This is a genomic window from Pedobacter planticolens (genome assembly GCF_014172375.1).
In the GTDB taxonomy this organism is placed as follows: Bacteria; Bacteroidota; Bacteroidia; order Sphingobacteriales; family Sphingobacteriaceae; genus Pedobacter; species Pedobacter planticolens.
In genome coordinates this window covers 1,791,733-1,818,463 of record NZ_WNXD01000001.1, presented here as the reverse complement: position 1 = coordinate 1,818,463, position 26,731 = coordinate 1,791,733, and the positions used below count along the sequence as shown (strand labels likewise).

Below are 26,731 nucleotides of genomic sequence, written 5' to 3'. Positions count from 1 at the left end.
TATATTTTCGTTTTGCAAAGATACGCAATCTTTAGGTGTGGTTAAGTAGCTAAAAAATGGAGAGATTGTAGTCATTCAACTAAAAAATTAAGTACTTTAGTTGACATAAACTCAAAACAAAAACTAATTAATGAATCAACAAATTCCAACATTTTTTCTAGGCGATGAATATTTTATCGATGAGAAGGTGAGCTTTTTAAAGTTTACGAATGAATACAAAGTTTACAATGAACAAGGTGCTCAAATAGGCATAATTAAACAACGAATGAGCGGATGGCATAAGTTTTTAACCATTCTTATTAACAAAGCAATGATGCCTTTCCAGTTAGAAATAACGGATACAAATGATCAATTACAAGCTACAATTAGCAGAGGCTGGACATTTTGGATGTCGAAAATTATTGTTACCGATCCAAATGGGGTAGAGATAGGTCTGATTAAACAAAAGTTTAAATTCTTTAAACCAACTTTTATCATTTCTGAGCCAAGTACTGGAGAAACTATTGCACAAATTACAGGCGACTGGAAAGCTTGGAATTTTACCATTAAAAATGCTGCAGGAGTAGAAATGGGTAAAATCAGTAAGAAATGGGCAGGGGCATTAAAAGAGATTTTTACTACTGCCGATAAATATAATGTTTCAATAGATCCAACTTACGCGGAGAATAAGCAGAAAGTAGCTATTGTTGCTACCGCGATTACTATTGATATGGTGCTTAAAGAAAGTAAGTAATTTATTTTAGCCGCAGATTAGCAGATTAATGGCGTTTTATGCTAGATATATCTTCAAAAATCTGTTAATCTGCGGCTAAAACCTTTAGTGCTATTTCAAACTTCTTTTTGGCTCGTAATGTAAGCCAGGCGATAACCAATACAATAAAACCATTCGAGAATAGCGGTAATTAAAAGGCGAACACAACAGCGTAGTACAGAATAGTAAAGCTACATAATACCATAAATTATCATGATTTAATTGTAAACCTAAAATATACGCTGCCACACTTACTGTAATCATTTCGGCAACATTCATGGCATAGCTTACAAACATGGCAACGTAGAAATACCCTGGCTCACGTTCAAATTTAAGTTGACAATGTGGGCAAACTTCATTCATTTTCTGAATTTTAAATCCATATGTTGGTCCAGTAAATACATTGCCAACTCTACAACGTGGGCATTTAGCGTTTGCAAATCCACTCCATTGAGAAATATGTAATTCTTTATTAGTTTCCATTTTGTGTAGTATTTAATTTCCTGAATTTTTCGGGCGTAATGCCTTCGTATTTTTTAAAGAATTTGATAAAATAAGATTGATCTGCAAAATTCAACTTGTCAGCAATCTCCGAAACTCTTAAATCTAAATTGATTAATAAACGTTTCGCTTCTAAAACCACTCGATCTCTAATTAATGCTCCTGCAGATATCCCTAAAAAATCATTGCACAGCGCATTTAAATGATTTGGCGTAATGTATAATAATTCTGCATATTGTTTAGGAAGCCTTAATTGAGCATAGTTTTTTTCTATTAAGTTTCTGAAATTCTTCAACAAAGTATGATTGTAAGAATTAGTTTTTTGAGTAGCGCTATTCGTTCTGGCAACTTCAATAAATAATCGAATTAATTGCGTTTTAACCAAATCATCATTAACAGGTTGCTCGATTTGTCCTTCTTTTAAAATATCTTCAAAGATTGAAGTAATGGTATGCTGAACTTCCGCTGGTAATTCAATAACTTGAGAATCCGGTTGTCCGTTAAAAAAGCTAAAAGTTTCTAAATAATCAGGTTTTAATAAGAATGAACTCAAATAATCGGCAGAAAAATTAATGATATACCCATCAGGTTCTGTATCAAAACTCCAACTGTGTACTTGCCCAGGTATCATAAAATAAATTAGACCTGGTTTTACATCAAATTCTTTGAAATCTATATGTTGATTTCCGCTTCCTTCGGTAAAAAATACTAAATGAAAAAATGTGTGGCGATGTGCCGAATGTAAATGCTCATGTTGTTTGGAATAATGCCCAAATCGACTTACAAAAATCCCATCGTGTTTATACGCTTTGAGGTTTTGAATATCGTAAATAGGGATATCATTTTTCATATACAAAAGTACCAATTCAGGATGTGTTATGAAAGGTGTAATCTCTAGTAAAAATGGTACTTTTTACTTATTCTTTATTGCCAATCAGAGAGAAAGCGAAGAATCTATAAGCTAGACTTAAGCTTAGATTACCGTTTCAAGTATCAGAGGTATCTTTTTTTGAGGGAATTGATTGCTGTGCGTTAAAATCATGTTCATAATGTAATCATTAGATGGATAAGGCGTAATGGCAGATTTTAAGGTTTCTAAATCAGTAACATCACAATACTCAGAAATATAACCCATGCCATAAAACTTCCCTTTCTCTATCCATAAACAACTTTTCTCATCTTCAGATCTTCCTTCATCTATCAGCGCAAAAGAGGGAAGAAGGTTTTGCAATGTTGTCATAGCTTGTAAAACACGATAATTATAATCCTCAGCACTTTCCTCTCCAATACATGCACCGTTACATTCGCTAGTTGCATAATGTGTACACGCTGCTTTTGTAGTTTGAATAAAGCATAACTTTTCACAAAGCGAATGTTCAGCTACAATGGTTCTCAATAATTGATGCCCTTCCAATAAATTGTTAAAACTATACAACACCATTCCATTTTTTCGGTATTTATCAATACCGAGGCGGATATATCCATTCTGATCTTCGAAACTATACAGCGAATATTTCTGTTCGAAACGTTTCATCGCTCTATTATTCTCGGGCCAAAGCTTTTTAATTTCTGCCGCTTCTAAAATAAAAGCCATCAACTCTGTACCACATGTCTGAAAATCTATACTGTGAATAGTTCTTAAAAAGTTTTGTCGTTGCATGCTAATGCTGTGCCCAGTGAAATGAGTACATACTCTTTTTTTAAGTTGTTTCGCTTTGCCAACATAAATTACTTTCCCTTTCTGATCTTTAAAATAATATACACCAGGTGTATTTGGTAATTTATCTATTTCTGTTTTTTGCAAATTAGGTGGTAAAGTTTGCTCTGCCGAAGTTCGTTTTAACGTATCATTAATTAATCCATCTGTATCTTTTTTGATAAGCATGGCTAGTAAAATAGCAGTTGCAGTAGCATCTCCGCCAGCTCTGTGTCTATTGTTTAAAGGAATGGATAGAGAAGTGCAAAGTTTGCCCAAACTATAAGAGGGTAAGCCAGCAAATAACTTACGACTAAGCCTTACCGTACATAATTTTTTAGGACTTAAGGTATAACCACAGGCTTCTAGGTGATGTCGAACAAAAGAATAATCGAAATTTACATTATGTGCTACGAATATTTTATCGTGTAATAAACTGTAAATTTTATCAGCTACGTCTCTAAAATCTGGCGCATTTTCAACCATCTCATTATCTATTCCAGTTAGCGCTTGTATGTGTATTGGAATATGTTGGTGAGGATTGATTAACGTCTCATAACTTTCTATAATTTCTTGCCCATTATGAATGTATATGGCGATTTCCGTAATGCCGTGAGCGGCCGCATAGCCACCAGTGGTTTCAATATCTACAACTGCATATAACATAAAATTCAATGGTTAAACAAATGTATGCTAAAAAAATTAGTAATAAAAGGCTATTTAGTTTTTTAATAAACTCTTTTTTCTAAAGGATAATCAATAACAAATATTTTATAAGAAAGGTTAGATTGTCATAAAATAAAAAAAATTGAACTCCATACAATAAAGTAAATAAATGAGCGTCTATATATACGAGAGCGTTAATTTAGATGGCGGGGATAGGGCAATAGCTTTATCTCCGTCTCTTTTTTAGTGGCAAATCGAAATACATACAATTAGGTATTGCATCTGCCTTTATTATCCTATATCTTAGTTGCTTATCCTAAAAAATGCAACATAAATTAATTCTATTCCTACTGCTTGCACCTGTTTTATTTGTTTCGACATTCGCTTGGGAACTTGTAAAATTGGATGAAAATGTTTCGATTTCATTTCCCTCTAAACCTGAAAAAACTATATTCGAAGGTAAGCACGTATGGATTGCAACTGTAGATTCTACAGCGCAATGCATGGCTATGATTACCGATTTAAAAAAACTAGGGGCAGATGTAAATACATTAACAGAACAATTAAAACGAAAAGAAACCTATCAAATCCTTAAAAGCGGAATGTTAAGAGGTAGCCCAGGCGCTGTTGTATTAAGCGAATCGATTACTACTTTTAAAGGTAAACCAGCTTATCGTATAAAGCTTGATTTAAAAGGCGAAAAGGAAGATTATAACATCGCCCATATTTTAACGGTTTATATAAATGCTAAAATGTATACCATCACATTTATGGAAACCTATCAAAGTTCACACGAAGCTGATAAGAACAAATTTTGGAATTCTTTAAAATTGGAATAAAAAAATAAGTTCTACACAATAAACTAAATAAATGAGCGTCTATATATACGAGAGCGTTAATTTAGATGACGGGGATAGGGTCAAGGCTTTATCCCCGTTTCTTTTTTAAGTAGAAAAAGCAAAGTGGAAATAAGCAAATTAAGCCTAATAAAAATCCTCCCAACGTATCTGAAAACCAATGTGCGCCTAAATAAATTCTAGAGAAAGCAATGGTTGCGATGAAAAAAGCGGAGAAATAAGTTACTATTCTTCTAGTGATTAGTGGGAGATGCTTTAGCTTCCTCATTAAAAAGATCATAAAGCCAAAAAATAACACATACGAAAGTACATGCCCACTTGGGTAACTCTGAAACCTATTTATTTCTACCAAGCGAACATAAAATGCCGTTGGTCTAGGTCTATCAATTATATTTTTTATACCTAAAATAAGTAATCCCGAAAGCAAAATAGAAAGAATGAAATAAGCTTCACGTTTGTATTTGAAGTAATAAAAGAGCAGGGCGACGATAACTACCATCAGTAAAGAGTAGGGTAGCTCTCCAAAAAAGCTGATGCCCAACATAATTTTATCCAAAACATCTGAATGATATTTTTGAACAAATAAAGAAATCTTTAAATCAAGTGTAGGAACAGGATAATAAACAACGAAAATGCTAAGCAGAATAAAGCTGGTAATTAACGCCAATAAAGTAATTAATAAGACAATACGTTTTTGCTGCATCTGTGTTTTTTACATTCGGTTAAATCAAAGTTAAGGAAATTATTTATGGGCATCAGGCGCTTAGACTAAAAAAGCCTCAGATTTCTCTGAGGCTTTAATGAGAGGCATTTAACTTAGAACTAATTCGCTTTATTCCATATTTCCGTAGGAATTGCATCCTCACATGGGCATTTGGCTTTATTAATGATAATTTGTTTGATAGATAGAGAAATCTTGTTCGCGTAATCATTAAAGCCCTCATCATTCATACTACTTCTTGCCATAGCTGCGGCTGCACAAAACGACCATAATTGCGCATCTTTTTTATCCGAAATCATTTTTGCTTTATAGCGTTCTGCCATTGCGAAATAAGTTTTAAACTGTTCATTATTCGCCGTCGCATCACCTTTACTTAACCTAATCGTATATCGACTATTGTTAACGCCAGGTTTAAAAGTTTGAATTGTAGATGGATCCATCACCTCAATACGGTAATCTATTTTATTAGTTGGATGAATAAATCTAAACACATTTCCCTCAACTCTTGTATAAACAGAAGTTCTATTAGGTTCAATTAAAGTCAAACTGTTTTGATCGAAATTAATGGTAACCGTATAATAACCATCTTCCGTAGTATATTGCCCCGATGTTAATTTAATTTGTGCCTGCGCCGAGCCCAAAGCACAAATGAATAGGATAAATAGGAAAGTTCTCATGGACATTGTCTTTTTTTACTTTCAGCGGTCGCAAAATTGTCTGCATCATTGCATCCATACGTTCTCGCATAATATTCCCAATTTGCCTTACATGCAGCAGATAACCTATTCGGGATTTGAATAGTGTTTTTTGAGCCACCAGTATAACAGGTATAAGAATAAGTGTAAGTCGAATTATCAACTTTTTTTGCCTCTTCTTCTTCTGGTTCTGCGCCTAGCAGTTCACAACTAGCAGCTAATATAGGTAGTGCCATTGCAAATAATAAAAATTTTCTAGTCTGTTTCATAGCGATTAATTTATTTGTTTAATTAGTTAACTAAAATTAATCAGGTATAGCTTTTATTGCAATACTCATTTCTAGGTATTTTGTATAAAAATGCTTCTTACATGTACTATAACGCAGAAATTACATTCGAGAATAATGAGTATTTACTTAAAATAACCTAATTTAGGTTGTAGTATCTAATTAGAAAATATCTTATGCTTAATAAAACTAGAGCCCTAATTCTGGCTTTCTTATCAATCACCTATAGCTACCAAGCGATGGGGCAATCTAAACTAACTGCGAAATTTGATACAGAGAAAATGCAATTTGTTGGCACAAATCATCAACAAGCTACCTATTTACTACGCTATGTTCAAAAATATGCTCATTTAGGAGATACGTTAACTACGCTACCTGTTTTCCTAGACTCAATTTTAAATGGAGAAATTAAAGTAGTTCGTAAAAAGAAACTACAAAAATATTTAAATGCATCAAATATCGCTGATGAAGAAATAGGAGGATCCTTAGATTCAGCAATATGTGCTGTTTCAGGAATAAAGGCAAGTTATTTTGTAATTCATGATACAAGTAATTTTTTAAAAGATTCAACAGCCTTTCCAATTAATATAGATTCTGTTTCATGGAGCGGCAATAGACTAGATAATAAACGAACATTTAAATTTACACACATTTTTATAAATAGATTGGGTGCTTCAATTACATCAAATAATTTAAGTCAGCAAATTCACGCTACAAAATTCGAAAGCCCTATAAAAAACCCTTTGCTTAATAAAAGCGTGGTGGGTAGTTTCATTCATATTGAAGTTATTCAACCACGTATTGCCGACCCTGGTAAAAAGAATGATGCCATTGCAATAATTCCCGGCTTTACGGATCTTCAATATAAAAGATTGGCGCTTATCTATATCGTTGCAAGCTTTAGAAAAGGAGAATGGTTAATCCCAACTTTTCATGCAGTTTTAGATGATGGCATTCCAGATGGGCATGATGACCCTCAGAATTTTGAGTTAGGGAAGTTTGATGGAGCGATTAGAACGCTGGTTCATTTGTTGAAATAGGGAGCTATTTTTTTTGGCTATTTACCAAAAACAAATTAATTAGCACTAATTGCAGTAGTTAACAGCATAATTCGTGTAAAAGCAGTATAAATACGATATAAATAGGCAAAATTAGTTGTTTTTATTTATCCGTATCCATTCGCTACAAAACATGTTCAATTTGGTCAAAATCCTGTAGTTTAAGCACGTTTCGATACAGAAATTTGGTTTTTCCCGATGGGAAATGCCAATTTCCCATCACGCAAAGGACATTTCCCATCACGCAAAGAGCTTTTCCCATCACGCAAAGAGCTTTTCCCATCACGCAAAGAGCTTTTCCCATCACGCAAAGAACATTTCCCATTACGCAAAGGACATTTCCCATTACGCAAAGAGCATTTCCCATCACGCAAAGGACATTTCCCATTGCGCAATTGACATTTCACATTACGCAAAGCCCTTTTCCCATTGGGAAAAACGGAAAAATACAGGCGAAACAAAATCTTACCACTAAAATTAGGGTTCGACCTTTTAAATAGAGCTAAAAATGACTGATAAGGGAAACAATTTCTTAGCGATGTCTTCTGTCGAGCCCCTTTGGTTTAAGTGTTCGCTTTTGCGGTCAATAAATTATAACCTAAAGTACGAAGACTTTGTCTGGAAATAACTTACAGACAAAACAAATGAAAAACTGAACGATGGCAACAAGATAACCGCCCAATAGAAGTAAATTCAAATGATATGATGGAATAGCGGTTAAATTATCTACATGAAAACCCTGTTAGAGCTGGTTTGGTCAAAGGGGCCCAGTATTATAAATACAGTAGCGCTGTAGATTATTATGAAGAAAGAAATGGGCTTTTACCAATACTATTTATGTAGTGCGGTATTCTGGTCTGGAGACCTGGATTTTTAAAATGGATTTAAGTGATTCTTTGGAACACTCAAACCAAACTGGGAAATTACAGAACTCTTTTTAATCGGATTTCCAGCTCTTAGTGGTATGTCCCGATTTTGCATGTTATATTCATAATGGTGGTTGTCTCTATATCTAGATTTCTTACTTGGCACGACAATAAATAACCCGTTTTCTAATTGCACAATATAGTGTACATAAAAGTTAAACTGTTGATAACTTATCATTAAACAAAAATGGAATACTAAAAAAATTAGTTAAATTTGGTATTGATAATCAATTGGTTATAACTATTTAAAATTTGAAAAATTGACAAAAGACGATTTCCTAAGAAATTTGGCAACCAATGGCTTTAATATAGGCTTTGGTGCAAAGAAAAATTTTGCTTCTTACGATATAATAAACAAACTTCCTAGTTGGGTTGGATTTATTTCTTTAGGAGTTGGAGTAATTCAAATGGCGTATGAACACATGCGTTTTAATAAAGAGCTGTCAATTTTAATGATTATCGTAGGTATAGCTATACTTTATGCAGATAGTTTTAAAAGCAAATTAGAGGAATATGAGATAGAAGGGATTAGATTAACAAAAATATTCAATCGCTTACGTGATATGTATTATATTGTCAAGGCTGACTCAAATTTTCTATACAATAACTATGAAAATGACTATCAGGCACTATTGAATGAATATTATATACATACAATAAGTAAACAAGTATTTATGTCGCAATGGCATGCACATTTCAAATTCTTCTATGAAATGCAAATTGATTGGGTTGATGAACAATTAAAGTTTAAATTTTTCAAAGACAAGTTTCCAAACTCATTAAAAGCATTTTTCTTAATTCTAGCTGTAATTTTTTTAACAATTTATATTTCAAATGGACTCTGCTCAAATATTTAAAGAATTTGTTGAGAATTTAACAATTAACAACAATGAGTCTATTATTAATAGGTTTTCCTCCATTACTAAAAGATTAAATACTGATTTTCATGAGCTCGATTCCAATACGGAAAATGGCACTTATATAGGAAGTTACGGTAGAAATACGGCAATTGATGGCATAAGCGATTTGGATATAATATTTGTTCTTCCAGATGGAATGTATGCTGAATACAATAATCGTTCTGGCAATTGTCAAAAGGAGCTTCTCCAAGACGTTGCAGACTCTATTTATAAAACTTATTCTACATCTAAAGTTCGTGGTGATGGACAAGTTGTTGTAGTAGAATTTCAAAATGATTATATAGAAGTTTGTCCTGCTTTTTTGGAAAATGATGGTTCATATACTTACCCTGATTCTAATAATGGTGGGAGCTGGAAAAGAACTAATCCAGTGCCAGAGGCGGAAGCAATAGAAAATTTGAATGAAGATGCTAATAACGATAATATTATAAATCTTTGCAGGATTGTGCGTGCTTGGAAAAATAAGTGTGGGATAGTAATTAATGGCTTGCTAATTGACACTTTTGTATTTAATTTTTTCATTGAAAATAATGAATATCAATCTATTGAATATGATGATTATCCAAACTTGGTAAAAGATTTTTTCGCTTACTTAAAGGAAATTAATACTGATAGGAAATATTGGTATGCCCCAGGAAGTAATCAGAAGGTATATAAAAAGAACTCTAACTTTAAAGCAAAAGCTAGTAAGGCGTTAAAAAATATTGAGGATGCAATTGCAAAGGATGATAATAGCACGGTCTATGAGGTATGGAGAAAAGTTTTCGGGAAATATTTTCCTTATCCTAAAGAAGTTAAAGAAAGAAGCCAGAATTATTCAGCTACGGAAGAGTATATAGAACAAAGGTATCCTTTAAATATTCATCATTTCTTAAGAATTGATTGTCAAGTTACTCAGGATGGTGATAGAGTTGCACTTCTAAGAGATATGCTTAGACTTAAAAAGAATAAGAAACTTAAATTCTTTATTGACAAAACCGATACTCCAGAACCATTTGATGTTTTTTGGAAAGTGAAAAACGAAGGTGAGTTCGCAAGAGATAGGTGGTCTGTAAGAGGACAATTAATAAAAAGTAATTCATCTGATAATGTTCGCAATGAAACGTCAAGTTTTGATGGAGCGCATTTTGTGGAGTGCTATATTATCAAAGATGGTTTTTGTGTCGCTAGGGATAGAATAGAGGTTCCGATATCTGATTTTTAACATCAGCAGAATCAAACGTTTCACTAAATTTACTGGAAACAATAATTTTTTAATAATGGACATAAATAATTTTGGAATTTTTAATTCAAATACTTGGGGTAATGTTTCAGAGTGGATTATCATTACAGTTACAATAATTACAATTATACTTCTTGTGAAAACTTTTAGAGAACAGAGAAGAACAAATGAAATTCAGGCAAGTAAGAACGACTTGGATTTAGTTCTTAGCCTTTTTGAAAGATTACAAGCTGATTTGGATGGTTATATGTTAGTTGAAAATGATAAAAATCATTACGGGACAAGAGCGTTATTTAAGTATGCTAAAGGTTTAGATAGGTATAGGACTAATGAAGATGCTTTTGCGTTCTTTAAACTCCAATTAGAAACAGATAATATTTTTTATTTAATTAAGTCTATCAATGTAATTGACAATTTAATTCATACAAGTAAAATTGAGGCGCAAAAACAGGTTTTACTTAACAATAAATTAAATCTTTTTTTCAAAGTTAAGCTTGAATTTCCATTAAGTTTAGTTGTTGAAAAGTTTCTTTATATAGATGATAGTTTATCAATAGAGTTGAGAAATTTTTATAATAAACATGCAGAACAGAAAATTACGATAGACACTATTAGCGCCGTTAAAAAATATCTACAAGAAAATTATAACGAATAAAAAACACCCAACTACACTTTAATGGGTGTAAAATTGGGTGTTAATTATGTAACTATTTGATTGTCAAGTTACTTTGTGGAGCCGAAGGGGTTCGAACCCTTGTCCAGTTGTGTGATAAATTACACCTTCTACATGCTTATTTTCCAATTAGTTGTCGGGATCAGTCGGGCTGGAAACCGACCTTAACATTCTCCTTAGGTACTTTGTTTCGCAAATGTATCGTACCCTACAAAAGCTAGCGCTGTTATTTCGATGCCTCTATTACTAACCTAACAATGCAGCAGTTAGCGAGACAAAAGCTATTTAATTCTAAATTAAGCAGCTAAGGCGTAGTTATTTTCGCCAATTATTGTTTTGAACGTTCTCTTTTAAGTGCTCTCCGTACAACGCACTGCATGCTAACATACTTAGCGCCACCCTGTCAAATCCAAAACGGCCCCTTTTTTAGTCCTGAGTATAAAGTCTTTAGTCCTGAGTAAAATTTTCAATCATTGTTCCTTTATCCTTGTTCTATGCTACAAATATACAAAATAAATGCCAATTTGATCTAAAACTAGGCCTTCATATCTTTTAATCCCCATTCTTGAATAGTCAAGATTACTGGTAAAAGTGTTTTTCCGTAGGCTGAAATATGGTATTCAACTCTTGGTGGGATTTGAACAAATTCAGTACGTTCAATAATCTTATCTTCTACTAATTCTTTTAATTGATTGATTAGCATTTGTTTGCTAATGTGAGGAATAGCCTTTTGCAACAGGCTAAAACGGTTATATCCATTGTTAATTCCATGAATTACCAATACTTTCCATTTGCCGCCCACTTTATTTAGAAAATGGGTTACACCACAGTTGTAAGGATTAAAATCTTTGTTTTTTCGTTTGTTATCCATTAGCCTAAAATAATGTACTATCCCTAAAATGCAAACCACTTTTTTTTTCTAAACAAAAATATCACTTTTATAGTATAAGAAACCTAAAGATTTAATTATCATGACAGTAGCACAAATACAACATCAAGCAATAGGTAATTGGAAAAGCATTAGCGTAGAGGTGCGCCCAAGCAATACAAAAAATGCTGATGGAAGTTTAAAACCATTTTACCTTTCGAGGAAATTTGCCTTAGCAGCAGATAATGTATTTGAACTTACGGTAATCAATTATGCCGACCCTTTTGGTAAAATCCCATTGGTAAAAATGTACCTCAAAGGTCGTATGCAATGGATAGGCGAACACCCGATTGCTTTGGATGCACAAAAAGTAGATTTTACAGCAGATTTAGCCTATGAAGTAACGCCTTTAGTACAAGGGTTTACAGATGTGTTGAATCAATTTACTAAGGGTTTTGAAGTTTGGGAAGTAGGCGAAACACAAGATATTTTAGGTAAAGCATTTGCTCCATTTGGTTTGGCAGAAGGTCAAATTTTTAAAGAATATGATTTAATATATCTCTATAATGGAATGATGTTTTGGGGTGCCAGAAATGTAGATGGACGTGGTTTTGATACCGAAGAAAATCGCCCAACCAATTTGCAAATACCCATGATAAAAGCATAAAACATAAAAAAAGCCACTTTATTAAAAGTGGCTTTTGAAAATCGCTAACTGAAAATTAAACTGTTCTTCCAGGATATTGTTGTAAAGCTAATTCCAAACAATCCATAGCTCCATTTAAATCATCAGTATTTAAAACGTAAGCCATTCTTACTTCGTTTTTGCCACTTCCTGGGCTAGAATAAAATCCTGTTGCAGGTGCCATCATTACTGTAGCACCATTATGGTCAAAACTCTCTAACATCCACTGACAAAAAGCATCAGCGTCGTCAATAGGGAATTTCGCTACTACATAAAATGCACCACCCGGGTTAGGGCAAAATACACCTTCAATGTTATTTAAGCGCTTTACTAAGGTGTCTCTACGTAACGTATATTCTTTATTTACTTCCTCAAAATAACTATCTGGTGTATCAACAGCTGCGGTTCCAGCAATTTGCTCTACCATACCCGGACTTAATCTCGCTTGTGCGAATTTTAATCCTGATGCAATTACTTCCTTGTTTTTTGTAATTAAACAACCTAAACGAGCTCCGCAAGCACTGTAACGTTTAGAAACGGTATCCATAATCACTACGTTTTCATCTAAGCCATCTAAATGCATTGGCGAGATAAACTCACGTCCATCGTAGCAAAACTCACGATAAGCCTCATCAGAGAACAAGAATAAATCATATTTCAAACACAAAGCTTTTAAGGCATCTAATTCCTCTCTCGAGTATAAATATCCCGTTGGGTTATTTGGGTTACATATAATGATAGCCTTAGTTTTATTCGTAATTAATTTCTCAAACTCTGCGATAGCTGGCAAAGCGAAACCATTTTCTATATACGATAAAATAGGTTTAACCACTACATTACTCATGCAAGCAAAACCATTATAGTTTGCGTAAAAAGGTTCTGGAATAATAATCTCATCACCCTCATTTACACAGGTTTGCATAGCAATAGTAATAGCCTCAGAACCACCCACCGTTACCAAAATGTTTTCTGGTGTAATGTTATAACCCAATTTGTTATAATATTCAGTTAATTTAGTTCTATATGCTAATGTGCCTTCAGATGGAGTATAAGCCCAAACATCAAAATCTATATTCTTTATAGCATTTAACATACCTTCTGGTGTAGCAATATCTGGCTGACCGATATTTAAATGATATACCTTTTTACCTGCTGCTTTAGCTTTATCTGCAAATGGAGTAAGTTTTCTAATTGGTGATGCGGGCATTTGTAACCCTTTTTCTGATATTTTTGGCATGGCACAAAATTAAAAAACCCCGTGATAAAAACGGGGTTTTAAGTAAAATAAATGTCAAGAATAAAAACCATCACATTAACGAAAGTTTTATTTTATTAATTATAAAATTTTATTTGGTGCTTCCTTCTATCGATTCACCTTTAACATATAACACCTTAGTTGTTGTACGGGCATTAGAAGTTAATGTAATTGCTTTATTAAATGGCAAAGGAGATCCTGCAGGAGTTAACGTAACTTTTACAAAGCCTTTTTCGCCTTTTTTAACGGGGGTTTGCGTGTATTCTCCAACAGTACAACCGCAGGTAGTTTCTACCTTTGTAATAATAAGAGGAGCATCACCAATGTTTGTGAAATTAAAGGTATAAACCACTGGTTTATTTAAAGTTACTTTGCCAAAATCATGGGTTTCAGTATCAAATTTAAACTCGGCAGGTTTAGTTTGTGCATTTACAATCACTCCAACACCTAATATCAGAACGGCTAACAGAATTAATTTTTTCATGGTCATTTCGCTTTTAACAAATTTAATATATTAAAGGTTAAAACAAAAAGTATTCCAAATATTATTTGCCCAGCATATTAAGTCATAATTAGAAAGAATTGTATCTTTGTCGCCTAACCATAATTGCTTATGATGTCAGATGGAAAACTTACCACTAATCAGATTGATGCTTCAGAATTAAGTTTCGATGACTTTAAGTTAATCGTAATTAACGACTATAAAATAGCTTTCGAGAGCCGTCAGGCCAGTTTGCTTGGTCGAAAGGAAGTGTTAACTGGTAAAGCGAAGTTTGGCATTTTTGGCGATGGTAAAGAAGTTCCGCAAATAGCAATGGCAAAAGCGTTTAAAAAAGGTGATTGGCGCTCTGGTTATTACCGCGATCAAACTTTTGCATTTGCGACAGGAATTTCCACAATAAAGGAATTTTTTGCCCAATTATATGCAAATCCAAGTGTAGAAGCAGATCCTTCTTCTGCAGGGCGACAAATGAATTGCCACTTTGCAACACGTTCTCTAAATGAGGATGGTTCTTGGAAAGATTTAACAGATATTAAAAACTGTTCTTCAGATATTGCGCCAACTGGCGGACAAATGGCGAGGTTGGTAGGTTTAGCCTATGCATCTAAACTGTTTAGACAAAACCCTGAGTTAGATTACCTTAAAAACTTTTCTGTAAATGGAAACGAGGTTGCTTTTGGCACCATTGGCAATGCTTCTACTTCAGAAGGTGTTTTCTTTGAGGCTTTTAATGCAGCTGGGGTTTTACAAGTGCCAATGGCAGTTTCAGTTTGGGATGATGGATATGGAATTTCTGTTCCTGCAAAATATCAAACCACTAAAGAAGATATTTCAGAAATATTAAAAGGTTTTCAAAGAGAAGAAGGCACTAACGGCTACGAAATATTTAAAGTAAAAGGTTGGGATTATCCCGCTTTATGCGAAACCTACCAACGGGCAATTGATGTTTGCCGTGCTGAACATGTACCTGTTTTAATACACGTTACTGAGGTTACACAACCCCAAGGTCATTCTACTTCTGGCTCACACGAGCGATATAAAGAAAAAGATAGATTAGAATGGGAAAAAGAGCACGATTGTATTTTGCAAATGCGCAAATGGATGATAGAATCTGCTATTGCTACCGATGAAGATTTAATTGCATTAGAAGAAGAAGCTAAACTGTTTGTACGTAATACACAAAAAGAAGCTTGGAACGAGTTTTTAGAAAGCATTAAACAAGAGCAAAGCGAAGTAATTAATATGATTAACGCTTTTGCAAATGGCAACCCGATATTAACTAAAATTTCTAATCAATTAGCGTCAACACCAGATGCATTAAGAAGAGAAGTGATTTCATCTGCTAGAAAAGCAATTCGTCAAAGTATTAATTCTCCATCAGCAGAGCGTGACATTTTAATAAAATGGTACCAAGAACAAGCAGGTATCAACGAAGAAAAATACAATTCTAAGCTATTTACCGACGGAAAAGAAAGTCCGTTTTTAGTAAATGTGATTCCCGCTGAATATAGCGAAAGCAGTAAAATGTTAGATGGCAGAGAATTGTTAAACGCATGTTTCGATTCTAACTTTGGAAGAGATCAACGTTTAGTTGCTTTTGGCGAAGATTTAGGACAAATAGGAGATGTAAATCAAGGTTTTTCAGGTCTACAAGCTAAATATGGTGAGCTAAGAGTTACCGATACTGGTATTAGAGAAATGACGATTATTGGACAAGGTATAGGATTAGCTATGCGTGGTTTACGTCCAATTGCCGAAATACAATATTTAGATTACTTGTTATTTGCTTTGAATATTTTAAGTGATGATTTGGCAAGTTTATCTTACCGCACCAAAGCCGGACAAAAAGCGCCACTTATTGTGCGCACACGTGGTCATCGTTTAGAAGGAGTGTGGCATTCTGGTTCGCCAATGGGTGTAATTTTGGGTGCTTTACGTGGTTTACATATTTGTGTTCCGCGTAATATGACGCAAGCTGCGGGCATGTACAATACACTATTTAGATCTGACGAACCTGCATTAGTGATAGAATGTTTAAACGGCTATCGCTTAAAAGAAAAACTACCTGATAATGTTGGAGAGTTTACCATCCCTTTGGGTAAAGCCGAACTCATTAAAACTGGAACTGACTTAACTGTGGTTACTTATGGTTCTACACTTCGCATTGTTGAAGAAGCTGCAGAAGAATTAGAACAATTAGGTATATCTATCGAAATTATAGATCCGCAAACTATTTTACCGTTTGATATTGATCAGCTTTGCAAAAAATCGCTACAAAAAACCAATAAATTATTAGTGGTTGATGAAGATGTACCTGGAGGTGGAAGTGCATTTATTTTGCAACAAATTTTGGAAGAGCAACAAGGATATTACTTGTTAGATGCTCAGCCTAAAACTTTAACAGCAAAAGCGCATCGCCCACCTTATGGTTCTGATGGTGATTATTTTAGCAAACCTTCGGTTGATGATGTAATTGAAGCGGTGTATGCGATGATGAACGAAAGCAAACCACAACAATTTCCAGATTTGTTTAACTAATCAACAATTCTACTTATATTGATCCATTCAACCCTTTTGGATCATTTTATGCTATTAACCCATTTTTTGGAACGGAAAACTGTTTCTAAATTCATCCGTAACTTATTTTAAAGGATGAATTATAAAATTGCGCTCCTCATCTCCAAAACCTGTTTGTTTGTTTGTTGTTTACTTTTAATCAGCATTACGGTATCTGCACAAGTAAAATCTCCTCAACAGAAACTAGACAGTCTTTACGAAGTAAACAAAAACCATCCTAAAGAAGATTCGGTTAAGTTTGTGATTCTGAAAAACATTCTTATCCAGCAGCAGCGGATTAAAAAAAATGACAAAGGAGTTGAAGATGCGGCTCTCAAGGCAATATCTTTCGCAGATAAATTACATAAGCCGGCTTGGGCTGGTAGTATCTACTATCGGTGGGCATTAATGTTCCATGGTAGAAGTGATATTCTTAAAGCAGAAAATCTCTATGCTAAATGTCGGGAAAAATATAGGCAAGCGAACGACCTTGATTGGGTAGCAGCTGTTTATCAAAATCTGGGTGCACTTTATACATTAGTCCCAGATTATGTGAAAACCTTAGAAGCCAATCAAAAAGCGGTTGCTATCTATCAACAACTAGGGGATGATGAAAATTTAAGTGGCCTTTACCTCAATATAGGTGAAACCTACCAAAGTTTAGGGCAGTACAGTAATGCAATGCCTTACGTAAAGAGGGGATTGAATATGTTTATTAAAGATAAATCTGCACGGGGAGAAGCAGTAGGTTATGCCAGCGTTGGTGCAATTTATTTTGAAGCCCCCGAAGCGGAAATTATAAAAATTGGAATTGGTCCCAGTGAACGATTAAAATTTTCGCTTCAAAATTATAAACGATCTTTAAAAATTGCCGATTCTATAGCCGATGTTGCATTAACAGCTAGTGCTAACAGCAGGATAGGGGAGATTCAACTGGCGATGGGAGAAACTGCCGGAGCGTTACAATCCCAGCAAAAATCAATTGACCTATATAAGTCTCTTGAAGATGATGAAGGATATGCGAAAGGATTGATAGCTATGGCTAAATTATACACCGGTAATAAAGAATACACAAAAGTTGCTGGATTTTTAAACGAAGCTTTAAAAATAGCTATTGATAAAAAATTATTGGTATTGCAGAAAGACACTTATGAGGCTTTGAGCGAGAACGATGAAAAGTTAGGTAATTACAATCAATCATTAGTCAATTATAGAGCTTTTATCAAAGTTAAAGAGCAAATTATTGATCAAGAAAAAGAGAGGGAAATTACAAGACGGCGCCTACAGCTTGACTTTTCGATCAAGGAAAACGACTATCAACTTAAGCAAAAAATTACTAATGGTGAATTGCAACGCCAAGTTCTATTGGCTAAACAACAAGAGCAACAACTGTTGTTAAGCAATCAAGAAAAGACCTTACAACGGTTAACATTTCTTAAAAGACAAGCTGATTTAGAGAATGAAAAGAAATCTCAGTCAAATTTATTGAAGCAACAACAATTAAAAGCACAGTTAGAGAAGGAGATAAAAGATAAGCAAATTGGTTTGCAACGAACGGAATTAAAATTCAATAGAAACGTAAATTTGATATTAGGAATATTAGCTTCCATTTTATTAGGATCTGCGCTATTTGTATATTATACTCAACGTAAAACAGCAAAGCTGAATAAAATTGTATCTGAGCAAAAGGTAGAATTAGAGAAATTAGGGAAGGTAAAAGATCGCATATTTAGTGTGGTTAGTCATGATATGCGGACGCCAGTAAACTCGCTAATTTCATTTATCCAATTGTTAGAAGAAGGGAATATCAACCAAGAAAAGCTAACAAAATATGCTGGGCATTTAAAAACTACATTAGGCTATACTTCTGCAATGATGGAAAACTTGCTGAATTGGGCTTCAAGTCAGATGCAGGGTTTTAAACCTATTATAGAAAAGTTCGATGTTCAGTTATGCGCCCAAGAAGTAATTAATGCACTACATGCAACTGCAATTCAAAAGAACATTACGATTGTGAATGAAATTAAATCGGGCAGTATTTGTTTGGCCGATATGAATATGACTGCACTAGTTTTGCGAAACTTAATTAGTAACGCAATAAAGTTTACTGCAAAAAATGAAACTATTAAACTTTCTTCTTCAATATCGGGTAATATGATTGCTATAGCTGTGACTGATAATGGAGTTGGTCTACTTAAAAATCAAGTAGAAAACTTTAATATTTCAGGTTACCAAGAAATAGGAAAAACCACGATGGGTACCAACCAAGAAAAAGGTACAGGAATTGGATTGGTGCTATGCAAAACATTTACAACATTAATGAATGGCTCTTTACATGTTGAAAGTGAGGAGAATAAAGGGAGTGTTTTCACTTTATCATTGCCAAACTCTTATCAAGTCTCTCCGTCATTTCGAGCGCAGCCGAGAAACCTTTAATTATGTTAGGAAAACTTTAAAAGATGCTTCACTTCGACTACGCTCAGTGCAAGCTCGCTCAGCATGACGATGAGCTTAGGCTTTGTGCCTATAATACAGGATTATCAAAGAAATGATAATTCACATCTACAACACTCATCCCTTCATCGACTATCTCATTGACTTCATCGACTAACTAAAAAACAACAACGAATTTTTCTGAAATTGTATTCAATAAGTATTACAAAAATTGATTTTGCACAATGAGTATTACAAAAATGAGAGCTTACGGGAAATTCTTTGGGAATTTTTTTATCTACTTAGTACATCAGGGGATGAATAAGGATAGGATGGTTAAACGATCAAAATAGTTAGGATTTATTATGCCTAGATACAGTTTTGTTAGCTATTTTCTCTAATAATTCTTGTCGATTTGTTAAACTAACAGGCACAGTATTGTTGTGATTTAATATAATTTCGTTGTTTGTAATGGTAGAAACCTGATTAAGATTAATAATATATTGTTTATGAACTCTTACAAAAAAAGAAGGAAGTTGACGTTCTAAATTTTTAAGATTTACCAAGGTAATGTGCTTGTCCGTTGCAGTATATATCTTCGAAAAATCGCCCATGCTTTCAATATAAATTACATCATCATAATTTAACCGTGTAAAACCCTTGGTTTCTTTAATAAAAAAATGGTCGGCAGTTTCTGGTATTGGATTAGGGTTACTGTTTAAACTTGCCTGTTTTTTAAGGTCTAAATATTCTATAGCTTTTGTGCTGGCTTTTAATAAACGCTCGAAAGTTGCAGGTTTTACGATAAAATCTAATGCATCGAGATTAAAACTTTCGGCAGCATATTCTGTAAATGAAGTGATAAAAATGAAAACAGGCGCATTCTTTATGCTTTTTAATAGTCCCATCCCAGATAACTCTGGCATGTCAATATCCGAAAATACAATGTCTATAGGTTCGTTAATTAATACTTCTGCTGCCTCAATACCATTACTACAAACAGCCTTAATGTCTAACCTATTAATTTTGCGCAGATACATTTCTATGGCATCGCGTTCAATCTCATTATCATCTACAATTAGGCACGTATAGCTCGTCATTTAATTAATACTAGTTGAAAGAGCGCTTAATTTAAGATATTATAAATCTAAAAGGTGTAAATTTCTTACAACTTGATCTACAGAACTGTATTACAGTAAATTAAATTTCAAATTTATGTACCAGGCTGATACTAAGGAAAGAATTTATTTATGCTTTTTAGTGCCAGTATAGCTTTTTTCACCAGCCAAAATAGCAATAGCTAAATCATTTTCTTCTGGCGGAACTGGACATCTATATCCATCGCTATACGCACAATAGGGGTTATATGCTTTGTTAAAATCTACCTCCACAAAGCCATCTTTAATATCGTTTAAAGATAAATCGATATATCTACCACCGCCGTAGGTAGTTTTATTATTGCTCTCATCTGTAAAAGGTAAAAACAGTAAATCTTTGTAAGTTGGATTAGTAAGTAAGCTAATGTTCCTATATAATGTCATTTTCAGTTTTTTGCCCTTCAACATAAATGTTATTTGCGCATAGCGGATAAACTCTTTACTTGTGCCATCGTAAGTAGGCATATTAAAAACCTTCTCATTTTTCAATATTTCTACAGCCGCTGATATTTTATACGTACTATCTGCATCAAAAAAATGTAGGTATTGCAAATCAGCTTCTTTTAAAGGCGAACGAGTTTCTTTAATGAAATCTGCTTTATAGGCTTCGCGATGTTTAGTAATTTGCTCTTTGTAATTTTGCGCAAAAGAAGCAAAGCTAATGAAAATGAATACTGCCAGAAGAGATAGTTTAATTCGCATAATTGATTAAAGATAAGAAAATCGTAATGTCTTTCCCAGCTTGATCCGATAGCTATCGGATGGGAACCGTAATGCGAAGATAGGACTTGTTTATTGCATTAGGATTCCCGCTTTTGCGGGAATGACGGACTGTGAATACTAATGAACTTATGAACCAATGAATCCTACAGACGGTTGCTACGTTGTCTTAATAAATGATCTGCCAATACTAAAGCCGCCATTGCTTCTACAATTATAACCGCTCTTGGCACCACACAAGGATCATGTCTGCCTTTTCCTTTAATTTCTGCAGCTTGGCCAGCAGAGTTGATGGTTTGTTGATTGTGCATAATAGTTGCCACAGGTTTAAAAGCAACCACAAAATTAATATCCATTCCGTTTGCAATACCACCTTGTATACCACCCGAAAAATTGGTTAATGTTTTAGGTTTATCTCCCGCTAGGAAAATATCATTATGCTCAGAACCTCTCATTTCACTGCCTGCAAAACCAGAACCATATTCGAAACCATGCACTGCATTAATGCTCAACATTGCTTTTCCTAAATCTGCATGGAGTTTATCAAACACAGGTTCGCCTAAACCTACAGGACAGTTCTTAATAATACAACCTACTTTTCCGCCAACGGTATCACCGTCTTTACGAACCGAATCAATAAAATCTATCATTTGGTTTGCAGTAGCAGGATCAGCACAACGTACTATATTTTCTTCTCTTTTTTCTAGCAAAGCTGATACATCATTGCTTTCTAAATTTGGTGCAACAATAGTTCCAACTGAGGTTACATGAGCAAAAATTTCAACACCAAATTCTTTTAATAACAGTTTCGCAATTGCACCTGAAGCTACACGAGCAGCAGTTTCACGAGCAGATGAACGACCGCCACCACGATGATCACGAATGCCATATTTTGCATCATAGGTATAATCGGCATGTGAAGGCCGATACACATCTACGTTATGTCCATAATCTTTAGAACGTTGATCTTCATTCGGAATTAACAAACTAATTGGTGTTCCTGTACTTTTTCCTACAAATGTTCCAGATAAAATCTGAACCGTATCGCTCTCTTTACGTTGCGTTGTAATTTTAGACTGACCTGGTCTGCGTTTATCCAATTCCGACTGAATAAAATCCAAATCAATTGTCAATCCTGCAGGGCAACCATCAATAATTACGCCTATGGCTACACCATGCGATTCGCCAAAAGTGGTTATTTTAAATAATTTTCCGAATGAGTTACCTGCCATGTTTTTTTTTAGATGTTAGATTTGAGAAGTTAGATATGAGACATTGTCTCTACACTACTTTCAATTTTTTTAATTTATAATTATTGGATTACTTGATTTCTCATATCACAAATCTCACTTCTCATATCTCTTTTATTTCAAATCCCGCTTTCTCCAAATCATCCCAAAAATAAGGATAAGATTTTTCAACTACTTGCTTTTCTTCAATTTCTACGGTGTTAATTTTTAGAGCTAAGGGAGCAAAAGCCATCGCCATGCGGTGATCTTCATAAGTACTAATGCTTATTTTCTCTGGGAAATGTAGTCCCGAGCAATCTAATTTATAGCTTAAATTCTTTTCTATAAACTTCACGCCAATTTTAGCTAATTCTGTTTGTAACGCTAATACACGATTAGTCTCTTTAATTTTTAAGGTTTCTAATCCAGTAAAGGTTGCATCATGACCTAAAGCTGCACAAATAACTACAATGGTTTGCGCTAAATCTGGACATTCTTTTAAATCGAAAATTTTGCGCTCTATCTTTTTAGGTTCTTTTTTCAAGAAAACACCACCATTTTTAAACTGAGAAGTGATGCCAAAGTTTGCCATAATTTCGGTGATTTTACTATCGCCCTGCAAACTATAACCATTTAATCCTGGCAAGAAAATAGAAGCCTCATCGGACAATGCCGCAATAGCATACCAGTAAGAAGCCGCACTCCAATCTGGTTCTACATATAATTTAGCGGTATTAAAAGATTGAGGTTCGATAGTGATGGTATTTTCATGCCAATCATTTCTAATTCCAACTTGTTCTAACATCGCCAAAGTCATATCTACATACGGTTTGGATGTTAATTCTCCTTCAATTTCTAAAGTTAATCCCAATGGGAGGGATGAGGCAATCATTAGCAAAGCCGAAATATATTGGCTGCTGATATCTCCTTTTATCTTAACTTTTGGACTGGTTTGCTTTAACGGACCAGAAATTTGTAGAGGAGGGAAACCATCGTTTTCTACATAGGTGATATTCCCTCCAATACTTTTTATAGCTTCGGCCAAAATCCCAATAGGCCGTTGTTTCATTCTTTCCGTTCCAGTCAATAAAAAATTGCCATTTTGAATAGCTAAATAAGCAGTTAAAAAACGCATTGCCGTACCGGCAGGGCCAACATCAACTAGATTTGAGATTTGAGATTTGAGATTTGAGATATTTCCCAACTCCAAGCTCTTTTCTCCCAACTCTTTGAGTATTTTGTTAAGTGTAACAGTATCAGCAGCAACGGATAAATTATCTACACTAACTGAGCCTTTGCTCAACGCACTGATAATTAAAGCTCTATTGCATTCGCTTTTAGAACCTGTTAACTTAATTTCGGTATCAATTTGTTTGTTTCCTTTAAAAGAAAGCAATACGTTTTTGGACATCTTCTTTAGTATATAGTAATTAGTATTTAGTAGTTAGACATGTTATCAATTGAACTAATGAACAATTGACCAATGAACTAATGACTATTTAACTTCTGTATGTGCTTCTGCAGCAATTCCTGCTTCGGCTTTGCCAGCGTTCATAATTTCTGTTTGTCTGCGGATAGATTCACCGTGAACCAATTCTAAAAATTTCTCCGTAAAGTTTACATCTAATTTCAACGCTTTTGCAAATGCAGTACGTTTTTTCATGATTTCATCCCAACGGTTAACTTGTAAAATAGTTACTTTGTTATCTCTTTTAAATTCACCAATTTTTTGAGTGATGCTCATACGTTCAGCTAATTTCTGAATTACTAAATCATCGATTTTATCAATTTCTTTTCTTAAATCAGCTAATTTATCTGTAAACTCTTCGTTTTTAGATTCAGGCTGACGTAAAGAGAATTTGCTCACCATTTCTGCTAAAGCCGCAGGAGTAACTTGTTGTTTAGCATCTGTCCATGCAATTGAAGGATCTAAATGTGACTCGATCATTAAGCCTTGCATATCTAAATCTAATGCTTTTTGAGCGATGTAAGGAATTAACTCACGGTTACCACAAATGTGGCTAGGATCGTTAATAATTGGCAATTCTGGACATAAAGTTTTTAATTGGATGGCTAATTCCCACATTGGTTCGTTACGGAAAGGACTTTTTTCGTACGATGAAAATCCACGGTGGATAGCACCTAATTTAGTAATTCCAGCTTTGTTGATACGCTCTAAAGCACCAATCCATAGTTGCAAATCAGGGTTTACAGGATTTTTAACCAATACAGGAATATCTACGCCTTGCAAAGCATCAGCAATTTCTTGTACAGTAAACGGATTTACAGTAGAACGAGCACCGATCCAAAGGATATCTACACCAGCTGCAAGCGCTTCTTCAACGTGTTTTGCATTGGCAACTTCAACAGCTGTTGGTAAACCAGTTTCTGCTTTAGCACGTTTTAACCATTCTAAACCAATGCTTCCAATACCTTCAAACTCTCCTGGACGAGTACGAGGTTTCCAAATTCCAGCTCTTAACACGCTAACTTTTCCAGTTGCTGCTAATAAATGTGCAGTGGTTAATAATTGCTCTTCAGTTTCTGCACTACAAGGACCAGAAATTAGTAAGGGTTCGTTTTTGATGTTTATCCAGCTATCTAAAGGTTGGATGTTTAATTGTAATTTCATTTTTTGGGATTTTATTTTTTAAGTATTTAGTATATAGTAATTAGTATTTAGAAATGTCTTTCGGACTTTCCGTCTCCGGACTTTCGGACTGTTTTAAACGGTGTCGTTTTTCACGTATTCGCCCATAATGTTAAAGTTTACGGTATATTTTAAGGCTTTGCGAATGGCGGTATCGTAATTTTCCATGTTACTCCATTCCATATCTACATAAAAATAGTACTCGTTTCTTTTGCCTAAAACAGGCATCGATTGTATTTTAGTTAAGTTTACATTCAGCTCTGCGAAAATGTTTAATACTTTAGAAAGTGCACCAACGTGGTTGCCAACTTGGAAACAAATAGATGCTTTGTTAATCTCTTTTGTATCTTCTATTTTTTGTTTCTGAAGGATTAGAAAACGAGTGTAGTTTTTCTTGTTCGATTCTATTCTACGTTCAATGATGTTTAATCCGTATAATTCTGCGGCTAACGTATTCGCAATTGCAACAGTGTCGGTTAATTGCTCGTCTCTAATTTTTTTGGCGCAAGCCGCAGTATCATTACTTTCAATGACTTGAATATTCGGGTAGTCGTCAAAAAAATCGACACACTGTCTTATAGCGATAGGGTGAGAAGTTGCAAACCTAATATCTTTAAACTTAACACCTGGCAAAGCCATTAAGTGCAATTGAATAGGTAAATAAACTTCGCCACTTATGGCAAAATTATATTCTCTAATTAAGGTGTAATTGGGTAATAAACTACCAGCAATAGAGTTTTCTATGGCCATAATTACGAAATCGGCTTTGTCATTTTCTAAGCTCTCACAAGTTTGTTTAAATGAATTGCATTCGATGGTTTCGATATCTCTACCAAAAAACTTAAATGCTGCTTCTTCGTGAAACGATGCTTTAATACCTTGTATGGCTACCCTTGTTTTTGTTTTCATTTTGCGTTAAGCGTTAAACAAAAAAAGTCCCGGCTTTAGGCCGGGACTTTTTATATACATTCAATATTATTATCTATCTTTTTGCATACTAGCCCCGGCTCTTACTAAAATAGTAAAAGTAACCAAAGTAATATGTGTTTGTTAATTGCATTTTTTTCTTGTTGCTGACAAATGTACAATACAGAATTTAATTTGTCAATAGATAAGTGAAAATAATTTGAACAAAATTAAATATTGTTTTAATTTTTAAAATCTGTGAGGTTTCTATATATACCACTATGCTCGTCATTCCCGTGCATCCCGATAGCTATCGAGAGGAAACCCTAAAGCGTAAAAAGACCTCTTATTGCATTACGATGCCCAGTCAAGCTGAGCATGACGAGTGCAAAAAAAAGTCATCACCCTTAACTCTTCTTCATTTCTTAATGTTAAAAACCCGCCACCATGCTCGTCATCCCCGTGTAAACGGGAACCCTAAAGCGTAAAAAAGACTCTTATTGCATTACGATCCCCAATCGAGTTGGGAATGACGGGCGCAGAGAAAACCTCACCCTATAAACAAACTAGGGTTAAGTTTAGGTCATCTTAATAGTTAGTCCGCAGTTAGTCCGCGTATAGTCCGCATTTTTAGCTAATAACGCGGACTAACGGTGGACTTAGTATGGTGTTAATAGCACCTTAACACGAAGCAAACCTTAAGTTGGTACAACCCCATTGCTGCTATTAAATTATGAATGTGGAGATTGCCACTCCCGATGAAAAATTGGGAGTGCAAAGACGAGCAGTGCGTAGTG

At 34.4% G+C, this 26,731-nt stretch carries 25 protein-coding genes and 1 other RNA gene; 10 read left to right on the top strand and 16 right to left on the bottom strand.

Annotated elements, in window-relative coordinates; genetic code table 11:
* The first annotated feature begins 130 nt into the window (after positions 1-130).
* Complete coding sequence (locus GM921_RS07440; RefSeq protein WP_182921961.1) at positions 131-733, top strand: LURP-one-related/scramblase family protein; 603 nt, start codon at positions 131-133, stop codon at positions 731-733.
* Positions 734-823: 90 nt separating this feature from the next.
* On the opposite strand, the gene GM921_RS07435 is transcribed toward GM921_RS07440, so the two are convergent.
* From GM921_RS07435 to GM921_RS07425, 3 genes are all read right to left on the bottom strand, one after another.
* A complete protein-coding gene (locus tag GM921_RS07435) occupies positions 824-1,234 on the bottom strand; it encodes a DUF983 domain-containing protein (RefSeq protein ID WP_182921960.1) in 411 nt (136 codons plus the stop codon).
* Positions 1,224-2,102: an AraC family transcriptional regulator gene (locus GM921_RS07430; protein WP_182921959.1), complete on the bottom strand. Its 879-nt coding sequence runs from the start codon at positions 2,100-2,102 to the stop codon at positions 1,224-1,226. The genes GM921_RS07435 and GM921_RS07430 overlap by 11 nt, the downstream gene beginning before the upstream one ends.
* A 123-nt stretch (positions 2,103-2,225) precedes the next feature.
* Positions 2,226-3,614, bottom strand: coding sequence for an exonuclease domain-containing protein (locus GM921_RS07425; protein WP_182921958.1), 1,389 nt, complete (start codon positions 3,612-3,614; stop codon positions 2,226-2,228).
* Positions 3,615-3,937: 323 nt separating this feature from the next.
* On the opposite strand from GM921_RS07425, the gene GM921_RS07420 reads away from it, so the two are divergent.
* On the top strand, positions 3,938-4,453 hold the full coding sequence (locus GM921_RS07420; protein WP_182921957.1) for a hypothetical protein: 516 nt from the start codon (positions 3,938-3,940) through the stop codon (positions 4,451-4,453).
* Positions 4,454-4,541: 88 nt separating this feature from the next.
* Here the strand turns inward: GM921_RS07420 and GM921_RS07415 are convergent, their stop codons facing one another.
* The 3 genes from GM921_RS07415 to GM921_RS07405 form a co-directional block, all read right to left on the bottom strand.
* Positions 4,542-5,174 carry a phosphatase PAP2 family protein gene (locus GM921_RS07415; protein WP_182921956.1) on the bottom strand — a complete coding sequence of 211 codons (633 nt, stop codon included), beginning with the start codon at positions 5,172-5,174 and terminating at the stop codon, positions 4,542-4,544.
* A gap of 119 nt (positions 5,175-5,293) precedes the next feature.
* Positions 5,294-5,869, bottom strand: a complete 576-nt coding sequence (locus tag GM921_RS07410; protein ID WP_182921955.1) for a hypothetical protein — start codon at positions 5,867-5,869, stop codon at positions 5,294-5,296.
* Positions 5,866-6,156 carry a hypothetical protein gene (locus GM921_RS07405; protein ID WP_182921954.1) on the bottom strand — a complete coding sequence of 97 codons (291 nt, stop codon included), beginning with the start codon at positions 6,154-6,156 and terminating at the stop codon, positions 5,866-5,868. Before GM921_RS07405 ends, GM921_RS07410 begins: the two co-directional genes overlap by 4 nt.
* A gap of 194 nt (positions 6,157-6,350) precedes the next feature.
* Here GM921_RS07405 and GM921_RS07400 point away from each other — a divergent pair, with 194 nt between their 5' ends.
* From GM921_RS07400 to GM921_RS07380, 5 genes are all read left to right on the top strand, one after another.
* Positions 6,351-7,214 (top strand): hypothetical protein, encoded by an 864-nt coding sequence (locus tag GM921_RS07400; RefSeq protein ID WP_182921953.1) that lies wholly within the window; start codon positions 6,351-6,353, stop codon positions 7,212-7,214.
* 216 nt (positions 7,215-7,430) lie between these two features.
* Positions 7,431-7,631, top strand: a complete 201-nt coding sequence (locus GM921_RS07395) for a hypothetical protein (protein WP_182921952.1) — start codon at positions 7,431-7,433, stop codon at positions 7,629-7,631.
* A gap of 787 nt (positions 7,632-8,418) precedes the next feature.
* On the top strand, positions 8,419-9,015 hold the full coding sequence (locus GM921_RS07390; protein ID WP_182921951.1) for an SLATT domain-containing protein: 597 nt from the start codon (positions 8,419-8,421) through the stop codon (positions 9,013-9,015).
* Complete coding sequence (locus GM921_RS07385) at positions 8,993-10,282, top strand: SMODS domain-containing nucleotidyltransferase (protein ID WP_182921950.1); 1,290 nt, start codon at positions 8,993-8,995, stop codon at positions 10,280-10,282. The genes GM921_RS07390 and GM921_RS07385 overlap by 23 nt, the downstream gene beginning before the upstream one ends.
* 55 nt (positions 10,283-10,337) lie before the next feature.
* On the top strand, positions 10,338-10,955 hold the full coding sequence (locus tag GM921_RS07380; RefSeq protein ID WP_182921949.1) for a hypothetical protein: 618 nt from the start codon (positions 10,338-10,340) through the stop codon (positions 10,953-10,955).
* A gap of 73 nt (positions 10,956-11,028) precedes the next feature.
* On the opposite strand, the gene ssrA is transcribed toward GM921_RS07380, so the two are convergent.
* Both ssrA and GM921_RS07370 read right to left on the bottom strand, forming a co-directional pair.
* Positions 11,029-11,395: a transfer-messenger RNA gene (ssrA, locus tag GM921_RS07375) on the bottom strand.
* A 113-nt stretch (positions 11,396-11,508) separates the two neighbouring features.
* Entirely contained in the window at positions 11,509-11,844 is a 336-nt protein-coding gene (locus tag GM921_RS07370; RefSeq protein ID WP_182921948.1) for a winged helix-turn-helix transcriptional regulator, read from the bottom strand.
* Positions 11,845-11,944: 100 nt separating this feature from the next.
* On the opposite strand from GM921_RS07370, the gene GM921_RS07365 reads away from it, so the two are divergent.
* Positions 11,945-12,508 (top strand): hypothetical protein, encoded by a 564-nt coding sequence (locus tag GM921_RS07365; protein ID WP_182921947.1) that lies wholly within the window; start codon positions 11,945-11,947, stop codon positions 12,506-12,508.
* Between the two features lie 55 nt (positions 12,509-12,563).
* Here GM921_RS07365 and GM921_RS07360 read toward each other — a convergent pair whose 3' ends face one another.
* On the bottom strand, positions 12,564-13,763 hold the full coding sequence (locus tag GM921_RS07360; RefSeq protein WP_182921946.1) for a pyridoxal phosphate-dependent aminotransferase: 1,200 nt from the start codon (positions 13,761-13,763) through the stop codon (positions 12,564-12,566).
* A gap of 109 nt (positions 13,764-13,872) precedes the next feature.
* The gene (locus GM921_RS07355; protein ID WP_182921945.1) at positions 13,873-14,265 is read right to left on the bottom strand and encodes a DUF1573 domain-containing protein; all 393 of its coding nucleotides are present in this window, start codon (positions 14,263-14,265) and stop codon (positions 13,873-13,875) included.
* Between the two features lie 129 nt (positions 14,266-14,394).
* On the opposite strand from GM921_RS07355, the gene GM921_RS07350 reads away from it, so the two are divergent.
* Together GM921_RS07350 and GM921_RS07345 are read left to right on the top strand one after the other, a co-directional pair.
* The gene (locus GM921_RS07350) at positions 14,395-16,821 is read left to right on the top strand and encodes an alpha-ketoacid dehydrogenase subunit alpha/beta (RefSeq protein WP_182921944.1); all 2,427 of its coding nucleotides are present in this window, start codon (positions 14,395-14,397) and stop codon (positions 16,819-16,821) included.
* 114 nt (positions 16,822-16,935) lie between these two features.
* On the top strand, positions 16,936-19,275 hold the full coding sequence (locus GM921_RS07345) for an ATP-binding protein (protein WP_182921943.1): 2,340 nt from the start codon (positions 16,936-16,938) through the stop codon (positions 19,273-19,275).
* Positions 19,276-19,625: 350 nt separating this feature from the next.
* Here GM921_RS07345 and GM921_RS07340 read toward each other — a convergent pair whose 3' ends face one another.
* The 6 genes from GM921_RS07340 to GM921_RS07315 all read right to left on the bottom strand — a co-directional run bounded on the left by GM921_RS07340 (position 19,626) and on the right by GM921_RS07315 (position 25,937).
* Positions 19,626-20,372, bottom strand: coding sequence for a LytR/AlgR family response regulator transcription factor (locus GM921_RS07340; RefSeq protein ID WP_182921942.1), 747 nt, complete (start codon positions 20,370-20,372; stop codon positions 19,626-19,628).
* Positions 20,373-20,516: 144 nt separating this feature from the next.
* Positions 20,517-21,131: a DUF1684 domain-containing protein gene (locus GM921_RS07335; RefSeq protein ID WP_182921941.1), complete on the bottom strand. Its 615-nt coding sequence runs from the start codon at positions 21,129-21,131 to the stop codon at positions 20,517-20,519.
* 164 nt (positions 21,132-21,295) lie between these two features.
* Complete coding sequence (gene aroC, locus GM921_RS07330; RefSeq protein WP_182921940.1) at positions 21,296-22,381, bottom strand: chorismate synthase; 1,086 nt, start codon at positions 22,379-22,381, stop codon at positions 21,296-21,298.
* Positions 22,382-22,502: 121 nt separating this feature from the next.
* Positions 22,503-23,789, bottom strand: coding sequence for a 3-phosphoshikimate 1-carboxyvinyltransferase (gene aroA / locus GM921_RS07325; RefSeq protein WP_182921939.1), 1,287 nt, complete (start codon positions 23,787-23,789; stop codon positions 22,503-22,505).
* 84 nt (positions 23,790-23,873) lie between these two features.
* A complete protein-coding gene (locus GM921_RS07320) occupies positions 23,874-25,010 on the bottom strand; it encodes a chorismate mutase (RefSeq protein ID WP_182921938.1) in 1,137 nt (378 codons plus the stop codon).
* A gap of 93 nt (positions 25,011-25,103) precedes the next feature.
* Positions 25,104-25,937, bottom strand: coding sequence for a prephenate dehydratase (locus tag GM921_RS07315; protein ID WP_182921937.1), 834 nt, complete (start codon positions 25,935-25,937; stop codon positions 25,104-25,106).
* Between the last annotated feature and the right edge of the window lie 794 nt (positions 25,938-26,731).

What these genes read in the sequence shown, in the direction of transcription:
- aroA (WP_182921939.1), bottom strand. Translation starts at nt 23,789, where the DNA reads ATGTCCAAAAACGTATTGCTTTCTTTTAAAGGAAACAAACAAATTGAT.
- GM921_RS07370 (WP_182921948.1), bottom strand. Translation starts at nt 11,844, where the DNA reads ATGGATAACAAACGAAAAAACAAAGATTTTAATCCTTACAACTGTGGT.
- GM921_RS07415 (WP_182921956.1), bottom strand. Translation starts at nt 5,174, where the DNA reads ATGCAGCAAAAACGTATTGTCTTATTAATTACTTTATTGGCGTTAATT.
- GM921_RS07420 (WP_182921957.1), top strand. Translation starts at nt 3,938, where the DNA reads ATGCAACATAAATTAATTCTATTCCTACTGCTTGCACCTGTTTTATTT.
- GM921_RS07425 (WP_182921958.1), bottom strand. Translation starts at nt 3,614, where the DNA reads ATGTTATATGCAGTTGTAGATATTGAAACCACTGGTGGCTATGCGGCC.
- GM921_RS07410 (WP_182921955.1), bottom strand. Translation starts at nt 5,869, where the DNA reads ATGAGAACTTTCCTATTTATCCTATTCATTTGTGCTTTGGGCTCGGCG.
- GM921_RS07320 (WP_182921938.1), bottom strand. Translation starts at nt 25,010, where the DNA reads ATGAAATTACAATTAAACATCCAACCTTTAGATAGCTGGATAAACATC.
- GM921_RS07430 (WP_182921959.1), bottom strand. Translation starts at nt 2,102, where the DNA reads ATGAAAAATGATATCCCTATTTACGATATTCAAAACCTCAAAGCGTAT.
- GM921_RS07360 (WP_182921946.1), bottom strand. Translation starts at nt 13,763, where the DNA reads ATGCCAAAAATATCAGAAAAAGGGTTACAAATGCCCGCATCACCAATT.
- GM921_RS07435 (WP_182921960.1), bottom strand. Translation starts at nt 1,234, where the DNA reads ATGGAAACTAATAAAGAATTACATATTTCTCAATGGAGTGGATTTGCA.
- GM921_RS07405 (WP_182921954.1), bottom strand. Translation starts at nt 6,156, where the DNA reads ATGAAACAGACTAGAAAATTTTTATTATTTGCAATGGCACTACCTATA.
- GM921_RS07315 (WP_182921937.1), bottom strand. Translation starts at nt 25,937, where the DNA reads ATGAAAACAAAAACAAGGGTAGCCATACAAGGTATTAAAGCATCGTTT.
- GM921_RS07380 (WP_182921949.1), top strand. Translation starts at nt 10,338, where the DNA reads ATGGACATAAATAATTTTGGAATTTTTAATTCAAATACTTGGGGTAAT.
- GM921_RS07335 (WP_182921941.1), bottom strand. Translation starts at nt 21,131, where the DNA reads ATGCGAATTAAACTATCTCTTCTGGCAGTATTCATTTTCATTAGCTTT.
- GM921_RS07365 (WP_182921947.1), top strand. Translation starts at nt 11,945, where the DNA reads ATGACAGTAGCACAAATACAACATCAAGCAATAGGTAATTGGAAAAGC.
- GM921_RS07345 (WP_182921943.1), top strand. Translation starts at nt 16,936, where the DNA reads ATGAATTATAAAATTGCGCTCCTCATCTCCAAAACCTGTTTGTTTGTT.
- GM921_RS07440 (WP_182921961.1), top strand. Translation starts at nt 131, where the DNA reads ATGAATCAACAAATTCCAACATTTTTTCTAGGCGATGAATATTTTATC.
- GM921_RS07350 (WP_182921944.1), top strand. Translation starts at nt 14,395, where the DNA reads ATGATGTCAGATGGAAAACTTACCACTAATCAGATTGATGCTTCAGAA.
- GM921_RS07400 (WP_182921953.1), top strand. Translation starts at nt 6,351, where the DNA reads ATGCTTAATAAAACTAGAGCCCTAATTCTGGCTTTCTTATCAATCACC.
- GM921_RS07355 (WP_182921945.1), bottom strand. Translation starts at nt 14,265, where the DNA reads ATGAAAAAATTAATTCTGTTAGCCGTTCTGATATTAGGTGTTGGAGTG.
- aroC (WP_182921940.1), bottom strand. Translation starts at nt 22,381, where the DNA reads ATGGCAGGTAACTCATTCGGAAAATTATTTAAAATAACCACTTTTGGC.
- GM921_RS07395 (WP_182921952.1), top strand. Translation starts at nt 7,431, where the DNA reads ATGGGAAATGCCAATTTCCCATCACGCAAAGGACATTTCCCATCACGC.
- GM921_RS07340 (WP_182921942.1), bottom strand. Translation starts at nt 20,372, where the DNA reads ATGACGAGCTATACGTGCCTAATTGTAGATGATAATGAGATTGAACGC.
- GM921_RS07385 (WP_182921950.1), top strand. Translation starts at nt 8,993, where the DNA reads ATGGACTCTGCTCAAATATTTAAAGAATTTGTTGAGAATTTAACAATT.